Origin of the sequence: Pseudomonas sp. NPDC089392 (assembly GCF_044749595.1) — a bacterium.
In the GTDB taxonomy this organism is placed as follows: domain Bacteria; phylum Pseudomonadota; class Gammaproteobacteria; order Pseudomonadales; family Pseudomonadaceae; genus Aquipseudomonas.
In genome coordinates this window covers 1-16,630 of record NZ_JBIVIF010000058.1, presented here as the reverse complement: position 1 = coordinate 16,630, position 16,630 = coordinate 1, and the positions used below count along the sequence as shown (strand labels likewise).

17 protein-coding genes are annotated in these 16,630 nt (G+C 63.2%); all 17 read right to left on the bottom strand.

Going from position 1 to position 16,630, the window contains the following annotated elements:
* Positions 1 to 3: 3 nt before the first annotated feature.
* The 17 genes from ACIP1G_RS29260 to fliL all read right to left on the bottom strand — a co-directional run bounded on the left by ACIP1G_RS29260 (position 4) and on the right by fliL (position 16,315).
* Entirely contained in the window at positions 4 to 744 is a 741-nt protein-coding gene (locus tag ACIP1G_RS29260; protein ID WP_400743520.1) for a flagellar motor protein, read from the bottom strand.
* Complete coding sequence (locus ACIP1G_RS29255; RefSeq protein WP_400743517.1) at positions 744 to 1,874, bottom strand: chemotaxis response regulator protein-glutamate methylesterase; 1,131 nt, start codon at positions 1,872 to 1,874, stop codon at positions 744 to 746. Before ACIP1G_RS29255 ends, ACIP1G_RS29260 begins: the two co-directional genes overlap by 1 nt.
* A gap of 46 nt (positions 1,875 to 1,920) precedes the next feature.
* Positions 1,921 to 4,170 (bottom strand): chemotaxis protein CheA, encoded by a 2,250-nt coding sequence (locus ACIP1G_RS29250; protein ID WP_400743514.1) that lies wholly within the window; start codon positions 4,168 to 4,170, stop codon positions 1,921 to 1,923.
* Between the two features lie 12 nt (positions 4,171 to 4,182).
* Positions 4,183 to 4,971, bottom strand: a complete 789-nt coding sequence (locus ACIP1G_RS29245; RefSeq protein ID WP_400743511.1) for a protein phosphatase CheZ — start codon at positions 4,969 to 4,971, stop codon at positions 4,183 to 4,185.
* A gap of 20 nt (positions 4,972 to 4,991) precedes the next feature.
* On the bottom strand, positions 4,992 to 5,366 hold the full coding sequence (locus ACIP1G_RS29240) for a chemotaxis response regulator CheY (protein ID WP_077068541.1): 375 nt from the start codon (positions 5,364 to 5,366) through the stop codon (positions 4,992 to 4,994).
* 108 nt (positions 5,367 to 5,474) lie between these two features.
* Entirely contained in the window at positions 5,475 to 6,215 is a 741-nt protein-coding gene (gene fliA / locus ACIP1G_RS29235) for an RNA polymerase sigma factor FliA (RefSeq protein WP_012273491.1), read from the bottom strand.
* Positions 6,212 to 7,045, bottom strand: a complete 834-nt coding sequence (gene fleN, locus ACIP1G_RS29230) for a flagellar synthesis regulator FleN (protein ID WP_264312203.1) — start codon at positions 7,043 to 7,045, stop codon at positions 6,212 to 6,214. The genes fliA and fleN overlap by 4 nt, the downstream gene beginning before the upstream one ends.
* 93 nt (positions 7,046 to 7,138) lie before the next feature.
* Positions 7,139 to 8,446 carry a flagellar biosynthesis protein FlhF gene (flhF, locus tag ACIP1G_RS29225; protein ID WP_400743506.1) on the bottom strand — a complete coding sequence of 436 codons (1,308 nt, stop codon included), beginning with the start codon at positions 8,444 to 8,446 and terminating at the stop codon, positions 7,139 to 7,141.
* An 11-nt stretch (positions 8,447 to 8,457) separates the two neighbouring features.
* On the bottom strand, positions 8,458 to 10,587 hold the full coding sequence (flhA, locus tag ACIP1G_RS29220) for a flagellar biosynthesis protein FlhA (RefSeq protein WP_400743504.1): 2,130 nt from the start codon (positions 10,585 to 10,587) through the stop codon (positions 8,458 to 8,460).
* Positions 10,588 to 10,902: 315 nt separating this feature from the next.
* Entirely contained in the window at positions 10,903 to 12,045 is a 1,143-nt protein-coding gene (flhB, locus tag ACIP1G_RS29215) for a flagellar biosynthesis protein FlhB (protein ID WP_400743502.1), read from the bottom strand.
* Between the two features lie 2 nt (positions 12,046 to 12,047).
* Positions 12,048 to 12,824 (bottom strand): flagellar biosynthetic protein FliR, encoded by a 777-nt coding sequence (gene fliR / locus ACIP1G_RS29210; protein WP_400743499.1) that lies wholly within the window; start codon positions 12,822 to 12,824, stop codon positions 12,048 to 12,050.
* A 7-nt stretch (positions 12,825 to 12,831) separates the two neighbouring features.
* Positions 12,832 to 13,101 carry a flagellar biosynthesis protein FliQ gene (gene fliQ / locus ACIP1G_RS29205; protein ID WP_400743496.1) on the bottom strand — a complete coding sequence of 90 codons (270 nt, stop codon included), beginning with the start codon at positions 13,099 to 13,101 and terminating at the stop codon, positions 12,832 to 12,834.
* A 21-nt stretch (positions 13,102 to 13,122) separates the two neighbouring features.
* Positions 13,123 to 13,878: a flagellar type III secretion system pore protein FliP gene (gene fliP / locus ACIP1G_RS29200; protein WP_400743493.1), complete on the bottom strand. Its 756-nt coding sequence runs from the start codon at positions 13,876 to 13,878 to the stop codon at positions 13,123 to 13,125.
* On the bottom strand, positions 13,878 to 14,312 hold the full coding sequence (fliO, locus tag ACIP1G_RS29195; RefSeq protein WP_400743491.1) for a flagellar biosynthetic protein FliO: 435 nt from the start codon (positions 14,310 to 14,312) through the stop codon (positions 13,878 to 13,880). The genes fliP and fliO overlap by 1 nt, the downstream gene beginning before the upstream one ends.
* A 12-nt stretch (positions 14,313 to 14,324) precedes the next feature.
* Positions 14,325 to 14,792, bottom strand: a complete 468-nt coding sequence (fliN, locus tag ACIP1G_RS29190) for a flagellar motor switch protein FliN (protein ID WP_400743488.1) — start codon at positions 14,790 to 14,792, stop codon at positions 14,325 to 14,327.
* 47 nt (positions 14,793 to 14,839) lie between these two features.
* Positions 14,840 to 15,808 (bottom strand): flagellar motor switch protein FliM, encoded by a 969-nt coding sequence (gene fliM / locus ACIP1G_RS29185; RefSeq protein ID WP_400743486.1) that lies wholly within the window; start codon positions 15,806 to 15,808, stop codon positions 14,840 to 14,842.
* 9 nt (positions 15,809 to 15,817) lie between these two features.
* On the bottom strand, positions 15,818 to 16,315 hold the full coding sequence (gene fliL / locus ACIP1G_RS29180) for a flagellar basal body-associated protein FliL (RefSeq protein WP_400743483.1): 498 nt from the start codon (positions 16,313 to 16,315) through the stop codon (positions 15,818 to 15,820).
* Positions 16,316 to 16,630 lie beyond the last annotated feature (315 nt).

Genomic DNA, 16,630 nt, shown 5'->3' with positions numbered 1-16,630 from the left:
GGGTTACTCCATGAAGCCTTGCAGCTTCAACTCGATCGAGCGCGGGTTCTCACCCTCGGCAATCGACAGCAGGCCTTCGAGCAGCATTTCGCGGTAGCGCGACTGGCGCATGACAATGGCCTTGAGCTTGTTGGCCACCGGCAGTAGCACCAGGTTGGCGCTGGCCACGCCGTAGATGGTGGCGACGAAGGCCACGGCAATGCCGTTACCCAGCTGCGACGGGTCGGCCAGGTTGCCCATCACGTGGATCAGGCCCATTACCGCACCGATGATGCCAATGGTCGGCGCGTAGCCACCCATGCTTTCGAACACCTTGGCAGCCTGGATATCGCGCCCTTCCTGGGTCAGGAAGTCGACTTCAAGGATGCTGCGGATGGCTTCTGGCTCGGCGCCGTCCACCAGCAACTGCAGGCCTTTGCGCGCATAAGGGTCCGGCTCGCTATCGGCTACCCCTTCCAGGCCCAGCAGGCCTTCCTTGCGCGCGGTCAGGCTCCAGTTCACGACGCGGTCGATGCCGCCCGCCAGGTCGACCCGTGGCGGGAACAGGATCCAGCGCAAAATCTGCAAGGCACGCTTGAACGACGACAGCGGCGCCTGCAGCAACGCCGCCGCCAAGGTGCCGCCCAGCACGATCAGCGCCGCCGGGCCATTGACCAAGGCACCCACATGGCCGCCTTCGAGAAAGTTGCCACCGACGATGGCAACAAAGGCGAGGATCAAGCCGATCAGGCTGAGCACGTCCATCAGACGCAGGCCTCCACCAGGTGCTTGCCGATTTCGTCCAGGCTGTACACCGCATCGGCCAGGTTGGCTTTGACGATGGCCATGGGCATGCCATAGATCACGCAGCTGGCTTCATCCTGGGCCCACACCGTGCTGCCGCCCTGCTTGAGCAGGCGCGCGCCTTCGCGGCCATCGGCGCCCATGCCGGTAAGCACCACCGACAGCACCTTGTCGCCGTACGACTTGGCCGCCGACCCGAAGGTGATGTCCACGCACGGCTTGTAGTTCAGGCGCTCGTCACCGGGCAGGATCTTCACCGTGCCACGGCCGTCGATCATCATCTGCTTGCCACCCGGGGCCAGCAGGGCCAGGCCTGGGCGCAGCATGTCGCCGTCCTCGGCCTCCTTGACGTTGATCCGGCACAGCTTGTCCAGGCGTTCGGCAAACGCCTTGGTGAACGCTGCCGGCATGTGCTGGATCAGCACGATCGGCGCCGGGAAGTTGGCCGGCAACTGGGTCAGCACCCGCTGCAGGGCGACCGGGCCACCGGTGGAGGTGCCGATGGCCACCAGCTTGTAAGGCTTGCGCTTGGGTGCCGGCGAATGCGCTGGCGCCGCTGCCTGTGCCGGCACACGGGCAGGCACGGGCGGGCGCGCCGCTGCCGGGCTGCTGAAACTGCTGGCCGGTGCGTGGCTGCTGGCGGGCGCAGGCGCAGCAACCGGCGCGTGGCTGGCGTAGCTGCCGAAACGGCGGTTGCTGCGGGAAATGGTATGCACCTTCTCGCACAGCAACTGCTTGACCTTGTCGGGGTTGCGCGAGATGTCCTCGAAGTTTTTCGGCAGGTAATCCACCGCACCGGCATCCAGCGCATCCAGGGTGACGCGCGCGCCTTCGTGGGTCAGCGAGGAGAACATCAACACCGGCGTCGGGCAGCGCTGCATGATGTGCCGCACTGCGGTGATGCCATCCATCATGGGCATTTCGTAGTCCATGGTAATGACATCGGGCTTGAGCGCCAGCGCCTGGTCGATTGCTTCCTTGCCGTTGGTCGCGGTACCCACTACCTGGATCGTCGGATCCGCCGAGAGGATTTCCGAGACGCGGCGGCGGAAGAAACCGGAATCATCCACCACCAGGACCTTGACTGCCATAAACACTCCATTAGGCGGCGCAACCCGCCAGGGTGCGCCACCGAAATCAAATACGCCGCGCGGCGTAACGCTTGAGCATGCTCGGGACGTCGAGAATCAACGCGATGCGACCGTCGCCGGTGATGGTGGCCCCGGACATGCCCGGGGTGCCCTGCAGCATCTTGCCCAGCGGCTTGATTACCACTTCTTCCTGGCCCACCAGTTGATCGACGACAAAGCCGATGCGCTGGGTGCCGACCGACAGGATCACCACGTGGCCCTCGTGCTGCTCTTCATGCACCTGGCCCTGTACCAGCCAGCGCTTGAGGTAGAACAGCGGCAGCGCCTTGTCGCGCACGATCACCACTTCCTGGCCGTCGACCACGTTGGTGCGCGACAGGTCGAGGTGGAAGATCTCGTTGACGTTGACCAGCGGGAAGGCAAACGCCTGGTTGCCCAGCATCACCATCAGGGTGGGCATGATCGCCAGGGTCAGCGGCACCTTGATGACGATCTTCGAGCCCTGGCCCTTGGCCGAGTAGATGTTGATCGAGCCGTTGAGCTGGGAGATCTTGGTCTTCACCACGTCCATGCCCACGCCACGGCCAGACACGTCAGAGATCTCGGTCTTGGTCGAGAAGCCCGGGGCAAAGATCAGGTTGTAGCAGTCCGATTCGCTCAGGCGCTCGGCGGCGTCCTTGTCCATCAGGCCCTTTTCCACGGCCTTGGCGCGCAGGATGTTGGGGTCCATGCCCTTGCCGTCGTCCGAGATCGACAGCAGGATGTGGTCGCCTTCCTGTTCCGCCGACAGCACCACGCGGCCGGTGCGGGCCTTGCCAGCGGCGTCACGCTCATCTGGCATCTCGATACCATGGTCGACAGCGTTGCGCACCAGGTGCACCAGCGGGTCGGCCAGGGCTTCGACCAGGTTCTTGTCGAGGTCAGTCTCTTCGCCGACCAGTTCCAGGTTGATCTCTTTCTTCAGCTGGCGGGCCAGGTCACGGACCAGGCGCGGGAAGCGGCCGAAGACTTTCTTGATCGGCTGCATGCGGGTTTTCATCACCGCGGTCTGCAGGTCGGCGGTGACCACGTCGAGGTTGGACACGGCCTTGGACATAGCCTCGTCGCCGCTGTTCAGGCCCAGGCGCACCAGGCGGTTACGCACCAGCACCAGTTCGCCGACCATGTTCATGATCTCGTCCAGACGCGCGGTATCGACACGCACGGTGGTTTCCGCTTCGCTGACCGCGTGTTTGTCGGCAGCCGGGGCCGGCGTGCGCGGGACCGCAGCAGGTTTGCTGACAGGCGCTGGCGCGGCAGCTGGCTTGGCCACCGGCTGGCTTTCAGCCTTGGCGGCAGCCGGTGCTTGCACCTTGGCCGCAGGCGGGGCTTCGACGGCGGCAACGTCGCCACCGAACTTGCCCTTGCCGTGCAACTGGTCCAGCAGGGCCTCGAATTCGTGCTCGCTGATTTCGTCGCTGGCGGCGCTGGCCGCTACGGCGGTGTCAGCCGCAACTGGCTCCGGTGCCTTGAAGGCTGGCAAGGCGTCTGCCTGGAAGGTGCCCTTGCCATGCAGCTGGTCGAGCAACGATTCGAATTCGGCGTCGGTAATTTCGTCGCTGACCACTTCGGCGCTGACGGTGGCTGATGGCGCGACAACTTCGGCACTGAACTGGCCTTTGCCGTGCAACTGGTCGAGCAGCGACTCGAACTCGGCGTCGGTGATTTCATCACCTGCACCGGTCACGGTTTCGCCCTGCATCTGCTCGTCGGCCGCGGCTTGTGCCTTGACCGCATCCAGCGAATCGAGCAACTGCTCGAATTCGCTGTCAGTAATGTCCTGATGCTGTTCTTCGGCCGGGGCCTGGGCCGCAACCGGCACCTCGGCAACCGGCTCCGCTGCTGCAGCAACTTCGGCCTCAGCACCGCCAGGTTCGGCCAGGCGCGACAAAGCCGCCAGCAATTCTGGGGTGGCCGGGGTCACTTCACCACGCTCGCGCACCTGGCCAAACATGTTGTTGACCGTGTCCAGTGCTTCGAGCACCACATCCATCAATTCCGCGTCGACCCGGCGCTCACCTTTGCGCAGGACGTCGAATACGTTTTCGGCGATATGGCAGCACTCCACCAGCTCGTTCAGCTGAAGGAAGCCGGCGCCCCCTTTTACAGTGTGGAAACCGCGAAAGATCGCATTGAGCAGGTCAGCATCATCGGGCCGGCTTTCCAGCTCGACCAGTTGCTCGGACAGTTGCTCAAGAATTTCGCCGGCTTCTACCAGGAAATCCTGAAGGATTTCTTCATCGGCGCCGAAGCTCATCAAACGTGCTCCTTAAAAACCCAGGCTGGACAGCAGATCATCGACATCGTCCTGACCGGACACAACGTCTTCACGCTTATCGGCATGAATCTGCGGACCTTCACCCCGAGTCGGATGTTTTTCTCGATCTTTTTCTGCGCGCAGTTGATCGTGGTCATGTTGTATGCCGGCGAAACGGTCGACCTGGCTGGCCATCAGCACCAGCTTGAGCAGGTTGCTTTCCACTTCGGTCACCAACGCGGTGACGCGCTTGATCACCTGGCCAGTCAGGTCCTGATAGTCCTGGGCCAGCAGAATGTCGTTAAGGTGGCCGGCAACCTTGCGATTACCTGCGGCGCTGTGCGTCAGGAAACTGTCGACGCGCTTGACCAGGTCACGAAACTCCGGCGCCGCCACTTCGCGGCGCATGAAGCGCTGCCAGTCGGTGCTCAGGGCCTTGGCTTCGCTGGCCAGGTCATTGAGCACCGGGGTGCTTTCTTCGACCAGGTCCATGGTGCGGTTGGCCGCGCCCTCGGTCAGCTTGACCACATACGACAGGCGTTCGGTGGCGTCGGTAATCTGCGACACCTCCTCGGCCTGCGGCATGGTCGGGTCGATCTGGAAGCTGACAATGGCACTGTGCAGCTCGCGGGTGAGCTTGCCGACTTCCTGGTACAGGCCGCGGTCACGGGTCTGGTTCAGCTCGTGAATCAGCTGCACCGCCTCGCCGAAACGGCCCCGCTCCAGGCTCTCGACCAACTCCTGGGCATGCTTCTTCAGGGTCGATTCGAACTCGCCCAAAGACGTTTGTGATGAATCCATGGCGCGCCCCCTGACGTGACTCAGCCGTTGACGCGTTCGAAGATCTTCTCGATCTTTTCTTTGAGCACCTGGGCGGTGAACGGCTTGACCACGTAACCATTGACGCCGGCCTGGGCCGCCTCAATGATCTGGTCGCGTTTGGCTTCGGCAGTCACCATCAGTACCGGCATGGTTTTCAGTTTTTCGCTGGCACGCACCTTACGCAGCAGGTCGATGCCGGACATGCCCGGCATGTTCCAGTCGGTCACCAGGAAGTCGTAGTGGCCGTTCTCCAGCATCGGCAGCGCCGTGGTGCCGTCGTCGGCTTCGTCCGTGTTAGTGAAGCCCAGGTCACGCAACAGGTTCTTGATGATCCGCCGCATCGTCGAAAAGTCGTCAACGATGAGGATTTTCATGTTCTTGTCCAATTAGACCTCCAAGCAGTCTCAAACGCGCTCGCCCTGGCGAGCACGCACTCATTCAATTCGGTACAACGTGAAACGGCTATGTGCTACGGGCCGGGCTCAGCGTGCCCGCCATTCCCCCAGGCGGCTGCGCAGGCGCGCGGCACACTGGCTGTGCAACTGGCTGACCCGCGACTCGCTGACCCCAAGCACCTCACCGATTTCCTTGAGGTTCAGCTCTTCGTCGTAGTACAGCGCCAGCACCAGGCGTTCACGCTCCGGCAGGTTGGCAATGGCCTCGGTCAGGGCAACCTGGAAGCGCTCGTCTTCCAGGCCACGTGCAGGCTCGACCTGGCCACTGGCGCCATCCTCATGCAGCCCTTCATGTTCGCCGTCCTGCAACAGGTCGTCGAAACTGAACAGGCGGCTGCCCAAGGTATCGTTCAAGATCCCGTAGTAATCATCGAGACTCAATTGGAGTTCGGCAGCAACTTCATGATCTTTAGCGTCACGGCCGGTTCTGGCTTCAACTGCACGCATGGCGTCACTGACCATGCGGGTGTTGCGGTGCACCGAACGCGGCGCCCAGTCGCCCTTGCGCACTTCATCGAGCATGGCCCCGCGAATGCGGATGCCGGCGTAGGTTTCAAAGCTGGCGCCCTTGCTGGCGTCGTATTTGTTGGCCACTTCAAGCAGCCCGATCATGCCCGCCTGGATCAGGTCTTCGACCTGAACGTTGGCCGGCAGCCGTGCCAGCAGGTGGTAGGCAATGCGCTTGACCAGCGGCGCATAGCGCTCAATCAGCTCGTACTGGGCGTCTTTCGCCGCCCGGCTGTACATCTTGAAGCCGCTGGCATTCATAGCACGGGACCCGCGCTGGTGGGTTGCACCAGGCGCTCGACAAAGAACTCCAGGTGGCCGCGCGGGTTGGCCGGCAGCGGCCAGCTGTCGACCTTCTGGGCAATCGCCTTGAAGGCCAGCGCGCACTTGGAACGCGGGAAGGCTTCGTACACAGCCCGCTGTTTCTGCACCGCCTTGCGCACGCACTCGTCGTACGGCACGGCGCCCACGTACTGCAGGGCAACGTCAAGGAAGCGGTCGGTGACCTTGGTCAGCTTGGCGAACAGGTTGCGCCCTTCCTGCGGGCTCTGCGCCATGTTGGCCAGCACGCGGAAGCGGTTCATGCCGTAGTCGCGGTTGAGCAGCTTGATCAGGGCGTAGGCATCGGTGATCGAGGTGGGTTCGTCGCACACCACCAGCAGCACTTCCTGGGCGGCGCGAACGAAGCTGACTACCGAGTCACCGATACCCGCAGCGGTGTCGATCACCAGTACGTCGAGGTTGTCGCCAATGTCGCTGAACGCCTGGATCAGCCCGGCATGCTGCGCCGGGGCCAGGTGCACCATGCTCTGGGTGCCCGAGGCTGCCGGCACGATGCGCACGCCGCCGGGCCCCTGCAGCATCACGTCACGCAGCTCGCAGCGCCCTTCGATGACATCGGCCAGGGTTCGTTTGGGGGTGAGGCCCAGCAACACGTCGACATTGGCCAGGCCCAGGTCGGCGTCAAGCAGCATGACCCTGCGGCCAAGCTCGGCCAGCGCCAGGGACAGGTTCACTGAAACGTTAGTCTTGCCGACGCCACCTTTGCCACCGGTTACGGCGATCACCTGTACGGGATGCATGCTACCCATGTCTGTTCTTTACCTTGTCTCGCTGGGACTCAGGCCACACGTAGGGCAATTCTGCGTACCCCTTGGCATAGCTACCTTGCATACGCTTCATCATCAACCCGCTCGCCGTGGGTTGTGATAGAGATCAGCGAACATGTCGGCCATGGCCTCTTCGCTGGGCTCGTCCTGCTGCTGCACATTCACCGCGCGCGTCACCAGCTGGTGCCCCCGTGGCAAGTGCAGGTCGTCAGGAATGCGCGGCCCATCGGTCAGGTAGGCCACTGGCAGTTCATGACTGATGGCAAGGCTCAGCACATCGCCAAGGCTTGCCGTTTCATCGAGTTTGGTCAGGATGCACCCGGCCAGGCCACAGCGCTTGTAGCTGTGATAGGCGGCGGTCAGCACCTGCTTCTGGCTGGTGGTGGCCAACACCAGGTAGTTCTTCGCGGCAATGCCACGCCCGGCCAGGGTTTCCAGCTGCATGCGCAGGGCCGGGTCGCTGGCCTGCAGGCCGGCGGTATCGATCAGCACCACGCGCTTGCGCAGCAGTGGCTCCAGCGCCGCCGCCAACGACTGGCCTGGGTCGACGTAGGTTACTGGTACATTGAGGATGCGCCCCAGCGTCTTGAGCTGCTCCTGGGCGCCAATACGGAAGCTGTCCATGCTCACCAGCGCCAGGTTCTGCGCGCCGTACTTGAGCACATAGCGGGCGGCCAGCTTGGCCAGCGTCGTGGTCTTGCCCATGCCGGCAGGGCCGACCATGGCGATCACCCCGCCCTCTTCGATCGGCTCGACCTCAGGGATTTCGATCATCCGCGCCAGGTGCGCCAGCAACATGCGCCAGGCTTGGCGTGGTTCTTCGATCTCACAGGTCAGGTCCAGCAGCTCGCGGGCAATCGGCCCGGACAGGCCGATGCGCTGCAGGCGGCGCCAGAGGTTGGCCTGCTGCGGCTTGCTGCCCTGCAGCTGGGTCCAGGCCAGCGAGCCAAGCTGCACTTCCAGCAGCTCGCGCAGGCCCGACAGCTCGGAACGCATGGCGTCGAACAGGCGCGGGTCGACCGGCGCCGGCGCAACTGCGGCAGTGGCCTCGGGGGCATCGACGTGCGGTTCGATCAGCGGCTCGGCGGCGGTCAGCGACTGCCCGGCAAACAATTGGCGGTTGTTGTCGCTGCTGTCCTGGCGGTGGTCCAGTTCGGCCTGGGCGGTGGCGATGCGCGTGTGGGTCTTGCGCAGCTCTTCTTCCAGCTCGGCGTTGGGCACACGCGGGGCCAGGGCGGACAGCTTGTAGTCCAGCGCAGCCGTCAGTTCGACACCACCGGCAATGCGGCGGTTGCCAATGATCGCGGCATCGGCGCCCAGCTCATCACGGACCAGTTTCATGGCCTGACGCATATCGGCGGCGAAAAATCGCTTAACTTGCATTATCCACTACCTCAGCCGTTAGGGCCCACGGTGGCAACGATGGTGACTTGCTTGTTGTCAGGTATTTCCTGATACGCCAGAACATGCAAATTCGGTACAGCCAGGCGACCGAAACGCGACAGCATGGCGCGGATCGGGCCGGCCGTCAGGAGGATGGCCGGCTGGCCCTGCATCTCCTGGCGCTGGGCCGCCTCGATCAGCGAACGCTGCAGCTTCTCGGCCATGCTCGGCTCCAGAAGAACACCGTCTTCCTGACCTTGCCCGGCCCTTTGCAGACTATTCAGCAAAATCTGTTCCAACCTTGGCTCCAGGGTAATCACTGGCAGCTCCGACTCAACGCCGACAATGCTTTGCACGATGGCGCGACACAATCCGACGCGCACCGTGGCCACCAGCGCGGCGGTATCTTGACTCTTGCCGGCGCTGTTCGCGATAGCTTCGGCGATGCTGCGAATATCACGTACTGGCACTTGTTCCGACAACAGCGCTTGCAGCACCTTCAGCAGGCCCGACAAGGAAATGACACCCGGCACCAGCTCTTCTGCAAGTTTAGGCGATGCCTTGGCCAACACCTGCAACAGTTGCTGGACCTCTTCGTGGCCGATCAGCTCGTGGCAGTGCTTCTGCAGGATCTGGTTGAGGTGGGTGGCCACCACGGTGCTGGCATCTACGACGGTATAGCCCAGCGACTGCGCCTGGGAGCGCTGGCCGACATCGATCCACACCGCCTCCAGGCCAAACGCCGGGTCACGCGCGGCAATGCCGTTGAGGGTGCCGAACACCTGCCCCGGGTTGATCGCCAGCTCCCGGTCCGGGTAAATCTCCGCCTCGGCCAAAATCACCCCCATCAGGGTCAGGCGATAAGCGCTGGGCTGCAGGTCGAGGTTGTCGCGAATGTGCACGGTGGGCATGAGGAAGCCCAGGTCCTGGGACAGCTTCTTGCGCACGCCCTTGATCCGCGCCAGCAACTGGCCGCCCTGGTTGCGGTCGACCAGCGGGATCAGCCGGTAGCCGACCTCCAGGCCAATCATGTCGATGGGGGTCACGTCGTCCCAGCCCAGCTCCTTGGTCTCCTGCGCGCGCTGTGGCGAAGGCAGCAGGTCTTGCTGGCGCTGCGCCTCCTGCAGTGCCTGGGCCTTGGCCTTCTGCTGTTTTTTCCACACCAGGTAAGCCCCGCCGCCGGCCAGCAGACCCAAGCCGATGAAGGCGACGTGCGGCATGCCCGGGACCAGGCCCATGACAATCATCAACGCCGCCGACACGGCCAGCGCCTTGGGCGAATCGAACATCTGCCGGTTGATCAGCTTGCCCATGTCCTCGGAGCCCGAGGCGCGGGTGACCATGATCGCGGCGGCGGTGGACAGCAGCAGTGATGGCAATTGCGCCACCAAACCGTCACCGATGGTCAGCAAAGCGTACACCTTGCCGGCATCGCCGAAGCTCATGCCGTGCTGCAGCATGCCGATCAGCATGCCGCCGATCAGGTTGATGAACAGGATCAGCAAGCCGGCAATGGCGTCACCGCGGACGAACTTGCTGGCACCGTCCATCGAGCCGTAGAACTCGGCCTCCTGGGCCACCTCGGCACGGCGGTGCTTGGCCTGGGCCTGATCGATCAGGCCGGCGTTGAGGTCGGCGTCGATGGCCATCTGCTTGCCGGGCATGGCATCCAGGGTGAAACGCGCGCTCACTTCCGAGATACGCCCGGCACCCTTGGTCACCACCACGAAGTTGATGATCATCAGTATGGCGAACACCACCCCGCCGACCACGTAGTTACCGCCGATCACCACTTCGCCGAAGGCCTGGATCACTTTACCGGCGGCGCCATGGCCTTCCTGGCCATGCAGCATCACAACCCGGGTAGACGCCACGTTGAGGGCCAGGCGCAACAGTGTAGCCACCAGCAAGATGGTGGGGAACGCGGCGAAGTCGAGCGGGCGCAGTGCGTACACGCACACCAGCAGGACCACGATCGACAAGGCGATGTTGAAGGTGAAGAACACGTCGAGCAGGAACGGCGGTATGGGCAACATCATCATTGCCAACATCACCAGCAGCAACAGCGGCACACCCAGGTTGCCCCGGCCGAGCCCGGCCAGGTTGTTACGGGCGTTGCTGATTAACTGAGTGCGATCCACCGCGAGTCCTCTTGATGCAAAACTTTGACGCCCACGGGGCGCCTGGCGCTGGCTTTGCAAGAAGCTTTCCAACTTTGCCTGGCGGGGGATTTATGTTGCCTGTACCGGCCCTTTCGCGGGTGAACCCGCTCCCACAGGTACGGCACCGCCCTTGAAAGCGGTGAGACTCCTGTGGGAGCGGGTTTACCCGCGAAGAGGCCAGCAGCCCCGGCACAAGGCCAACTGATGCTGCGCTGGCCGAGCAGAAACTCAGCTGGCCTGTACCGGCCCTTTCGCGGGCTCGCCCGCGAAAGGGCCAGAAGCCCTGGCACAAGGTCAACTGTCGCGGCGTAGGTCCGGCGGAATCGGCAGGTCTTCTTTCAACGGCTCCGGCCGTTTGCCCTTACCCGCGCGGTACTGGCGGATCTGGAACACATAGGCCAGCACCTGCGCCACCGCCAGGTACAGGCCGGCGGGGATTTCCTGCTCGATTTCGGTGGAGTAGTAGATCGCCCGCGCCAGCGCTGGCGACTCGAGGACCTGGATCTTGTGCTCCGCGCCAATTTCACGAATTTTCAAAGCCATGAAATCCGTACCCTTGGCCAGCAACAGCGGCGCCGCCCCGCCCTTCTCCGGGTCGTACTGCAAGGCCACCGCATAGTGCGTCGGGTTGGTGATGATCACGTCGGCCTGCGGCACTGCCGCCATCATGCGCCGCTGCGATACCTCGCGCTGCAGCTGGCGAATACGCTGCTTGACCTCAGGCTTGCCCTCGCTGTCCTTGTACTCGTCGCGCACTTCCTGCTTGGTCATCTTCATTTTCTTGTGGGTCTGGTACAGCTGGAACGGCACGTCCGCCGCGGCGATCAGCAGCAACCCGGCCGACATCCACAAGGCACTCCAGCCCACCACCTGCAGGCTGTGAATGATCGCCTGCTCCAGCGGCTCGTTGGCAATCGACAGCAAGGCCTGGCGGTCGCTCGACAACACCACCAGCGCCACGATCAGGATCACGAAGAACTTGGCCAGCGCCTTGAGCAACTCGGTCAGGCTGTTCATCGAGAACATGCGCTTGATCCCCGACAACGGGTTCATGCGGCTGAATTTGGGCTGCAGGAGGCTGCCGGAGAACAGGAAGCCACTGAGGGCGATGGGCGCCACGAAAGAGATCACGAACAACAGGATCAGCACTGGCTGCACCGCCCAGATCGCCATCTTGCCCGAGGCCAGCAGGAAGGCGCCCATGGCCCGTTCGTCGACGATCACCTCGCGGGTCAGGCTGAAGTTCATGCGCATCAAGGCCAGCAACGTCTCGGCCAGATGGCCGCCAAAGGCCAACAGGCCACCGGCACCCGCCAGGGTCACCGCCACCGTGTTCAGTTCCTTGGAGCGGGCAATCTCGCCCTTCTCGCGTGCGTCGCGCTTGCGCTTCTCGGTGGGGTCTTCTGTCTTGTCCTGACCGCTCTCGCTTTCAGCCATGCTCAGCCCGCCCTCGCCAGCTCACGCAGCCATTGCAGCGCTTCGCTGGCCAATGCCTGGTAGTGGGACAAGATGTCTGCCAGGCCTACCCAGAAAATGAGCATCCCCATGACCAGGGTCAGCGGGAAACCGATCGAGAAAATGTTCAGCTGCGGCGCGGCACGGGTCATCACGCCAAAGGCGATGTTCACCACCAGCAAGGCTGCAATCACCGGCAAAATCAGCAGCAGCCCGGCCGCGAACACCCAGCCCATGCGCCCGGCCAGCTCCCAGAAGTGGTTGACCACCAGCGCATTACCCACCGGCAGGGTAGTAAAGCTCTCGGTCAGCACCTCGAACACCACCAGGTGGCCGTTCATCAGCAGGAACAGCACGCTCACCAGCATGGTCATGAACTGGCTGATCACCGTGACGTTGACGCCGTTGGCCGGGTCGACCATCGAGGCGAAGGCCATGCCCATCTGCACCGCCACGATCTGCCCGGCGATCACGAAGGCCTGGAACAACAACTGCAACGCCAGGCCGAACAGCGCACCGACGATGATCTGCTCAGCACACAGCAACAGGCCGCGCAGGCTCAGCGGGTCGAATTCGGGCAAAGGCGGCAATGCCGGGACAATCACCACCGTAATGGCCACTGCCACGTACAGGCGCACCCGCGCCGGCAGCATGCGGGTGCCGATGATCGGCATGGTCATCAGCACTGCTGTCACCCTGAACAACGGCAGGATGAAGGTGGCAACCCAAGTGCCGATCTGCGTGTCGGTCAGCTCCAGCATCGCCGCATCAACCTATGAGCTGCGGGATGTTGGTGTAGAGGTTGGTGATGTACTCCATGAACTTCTGCACCAGCCACGGCCCGGCGATGATCAGCGTGATCAGCATGACCAGCAGACGCGGCAGGAAGCTCAAGGTCTGTTCGTTGATCTGCGTAGCCGCCTGGAACATGGCCACCACCAAGCCCACCAGCAGGCTCGGCACCACCAGCACGGCCACCATCAGGGTGGTCAGCCACAGGGCATCACGGAACAGGTCGACAGCAACTTCAGGGGTCATCGGCGGCTCTCCTTGACGGCGTCAGACGCCGCCGAAACTGCTGGCCAGGGTGCCCATGATCAGCGCCCAGCCATCGACCAGCACGAACAGCATGATCTTGAACGGCAGCGAGATGATCAGCGGCGAGAGCATCATCATACCCATGGCCATCAGCACACTGGCCACCACCATGTCGATGATCAGGAACGGGATGAAGATCATGAAGCCGATCTGGAACGCGGTCTTCAGCTCGGAGGTGACGAACGCTGGCACCAGGATCGTCAGCGGCACCTGGTCGGGGCCGGCGATGTCGGTACGCTTGGACAGGCGCATGAACAGGTCGAGGTCGCTTTGCCGGGTTTGCGCCAGCATGAAGTCCTTGAGCGGCCCCTGGGCCTTGTCGATGGCCTGCTGGGCGGTCATCTGCTCCTTCAGGTACGGCTGCAGGGCGTCCTGGTTCACCCGGTCGAACACCGGGGCCATGATGAACATGGTCAGGAACAGCGCCATGCCGGTGAGCAGCTGGTTCGACGGCGTCTGCTGCAGGCCCAGGGCCTGGCGCAGGATCGAGAACACGATGATGATGCGGGTGAAGCTGGTCATCAGGATGACGAACGCCGGGATGAAGCTCAGCGCGGTCATGATCAGCAGGATTTGCAGGCTGACCGAATATTCCTGCTGCCCGTCCGGGGTATTGGACAGGGTAATGGCCGGGATCGACAGCGGGTCGGCGGCCAGGGCCAATGGCGCGGCCAGCAGCAGCGCCACAGTCAACAACGTACGCAGCGCGCCGCTCATCACTTGTTGTCCTTAGGATTCTTGCCCATCAGCTCCATCAGCCGCTGGGCAAACTCCGGCGTCGCCTGACGGGCGCTGTCCGGCACTTGCACGGGTTCGGCCAGCACATGCAGGGCCTCGATGCTACCGGGGGTGTGGCCGATCAGGATCTGCTCATTGCCCACCTGCACCAGCAGCAGGCGGTCACGCGGGCCGATGGCACGGCTGCCGACAATCTCGATCACCTGCCCGCCCTTCACCGCCGTACTCTGCATGCGCCGCAGCAGCCAGGCCAGGAAGAAGATCAGGCCAACCACCAGCAACAGACCGAAAACCATCTGCACCAGCTGCCCGCCCAGGCTGCCAGGCGCAGCCGGCGGGGTCGCTGCCGGCGTGGCCGCAGCCAGGCAGGCCTGGCTGGCAAGCAGTGCCGCGAACGCCGCGATGGCGCGCATCGAACCCTTCACTCAGCGCAGCTTCTTGATACGTTCGCTGGGGCTGATCACGTCAGTCAGGCGGATGCCGAACTTCTCGTTGACCACTACCACCTCGCCATGAGCGATCAGCGTGCCGTTGACCAGCACGTCGAGCGGCTCGCCGGCCAGGCGGTCGAGCTCGATCACCGAGCCCTGGTTGAGCTGCAGCAGGTTGCGGATGTTGATCTCGGTGCTGCCCACTTCCATTGAAATGTTCACCGGGATGTCCAGGATCACGTCCAGGTTCGGGCCTTCGAGGCTGACGTTCTCGTTCGGCTTCGGCGAGCTGGCGAACTCTTCCATCGGCAGGCGGCCTGCGCCGCCATTGCTACCGGTGTCGCCACCCAGCAGTGCATCGATGTCGGCCTGGCCGGCTGCACCGGTTTCTTCCAGCGCCGCGGCCCACTCATCGGCCAGCGCCTGGTCCTCTGGGGAGGTGATCTCGTTTTCGTTAGCCATGGTTTCCTCGACAGGCATTCAATTCGTTATGAGCGACCGGCACGCCGTCAGCGGCGTACGATCGGGTCGATGATCTGCAGCGCCAGGTTGCCCTTGTGCGAACCCAGGCGCGCCTTGAACGACGGCACGCCGTTGGCACGCAGCACCAGGTGCTCGGGCAGTTCCACCGGGATCACGTCGCCAGGCTGCATGTGCAGGATGTCGCGCAGCTTCAGCTGGCGCCGGGCAACCGTGGCGCTCAGTGGCACGGCCACGTCCAGCACGTCCTCGCGCAGGGCCTTGACCCAGCGCTCATCCTGGTCGTCCAGGTCGGACTGGAAGCCGGCATCGAGCATTTCCCGCACCGGCTCGATCATCGAGTACGGCATGGTCACGTGCAGGTCGCCGCCACCGCCGTCCAGTTCAATGTGGAAGGTGGACACCACCACCGCCTCGCTGGGGCCGACGATGTTGGCCATGGCCGGGTTGACCTCGGAGTTCATGTACTCGAAGGACACCGGCATGATCGCCTGCCAGGCTTCCTTGAGGTCGACGAAGCACTGGTCCAGCACCATGCGCACCACGCGCAGTTCAGTCGGGGTGAATTCGCGGCCTTCGATCTTGGCGTGGCGACCATCGCCACCGAAGAAGTTATCCACCAGCTTGAACACCAGCTTGGCGTCGAGGATGAACAGCGAAGTGCCGCGCAGCGGCTTGATCTTGACCAGGTTGAGGCTGGTTGGCACGTACAGCGAGTGCACGTATTCGCCGAACTTCATCACCTGCACGCCGCCTACCGCCACGTCGGCGGAGCGGCGCAGCAGGTTGAACATGCTGATGCGGGTGTAACGGGCGAAGCGCTCGTTGATCATTTCCAGGGTCGGCATGCGACCCCGCACGATACGGTCCTGGCTGGTCAGGTCGTAGCTTTTGATACTGCCAGGCTCGGATGCACTCTCGGTCTGCACCAGACCGTCGTCGACGCCATGCAACAGGGCATCGATCTCATCCTGGGACAGCAGGTCCTGTACGGCCATTGCGGACTCCTACTGCAATACGAAATTGGTGAACAGCAATTGGTCGATGACCGGTTTGCCGACTTCCTTCTGCGCCACTTCCTGAACCACTGCGGTGGCCTTCTGGCGCAGCATTTCCTGCCCTACCGCGCTGCCGGCCAGGGTGTCGAAGCCTTGCCCGGAGAACATCATCACCAGGTTGTTGCGGATCACCGGCATGTGCACCTTGAGGGCATCCAGGTCGGCCTGGCTGCGCGCTTGCAGGGTGATGCTCACCTGCATATAGCGCTGGCGGCCGTTCTGGTTGAAGTTGACCACAAAGGCTGGGGTCAGCGCCTGATAGATGGCCGCAGGCTTGACGTTGCTGGCCGCAGCCTCGGTGGCCGGGGCTGGCTCGCTCTTGTGCATGATGAACCAGGTAGCGCCCACCGAAAGGCCGATCGCCAGCAACAGGCCCACGACTGCCAGCAGGATCAGCTTGAGTTTGCCTTTAGTGGCGGGGTCTTTGACTGCTTCGCTCTTCGCCATGCCAATAATCCGTCGTCCATCGGGGGTTCAAGGGAGGATGGCTTGGGGTGAGCAAGTGTTATGCCAGTTTTTGGCTTGATGGATTGTGTGGGGCCGGGAGGGGGCCGGCGGTGGAGATGTGGCGCCTGTGAGATCGAGCGCCGCAGGTGTTCGCCGATGTATTTTCAGCGCCTGTGAAATCGAGCGCCACAGGTGTTCGCCGATGTATTTTCGGCGCCTATGAGATCGAGCGCCGCCCGCGCGGCGCTTCGCGGCTAAAGCCGCTCCTACGTTTGTTTCGGGCCAATTATTCCTGTGGGATTTGCGCGCGAACGC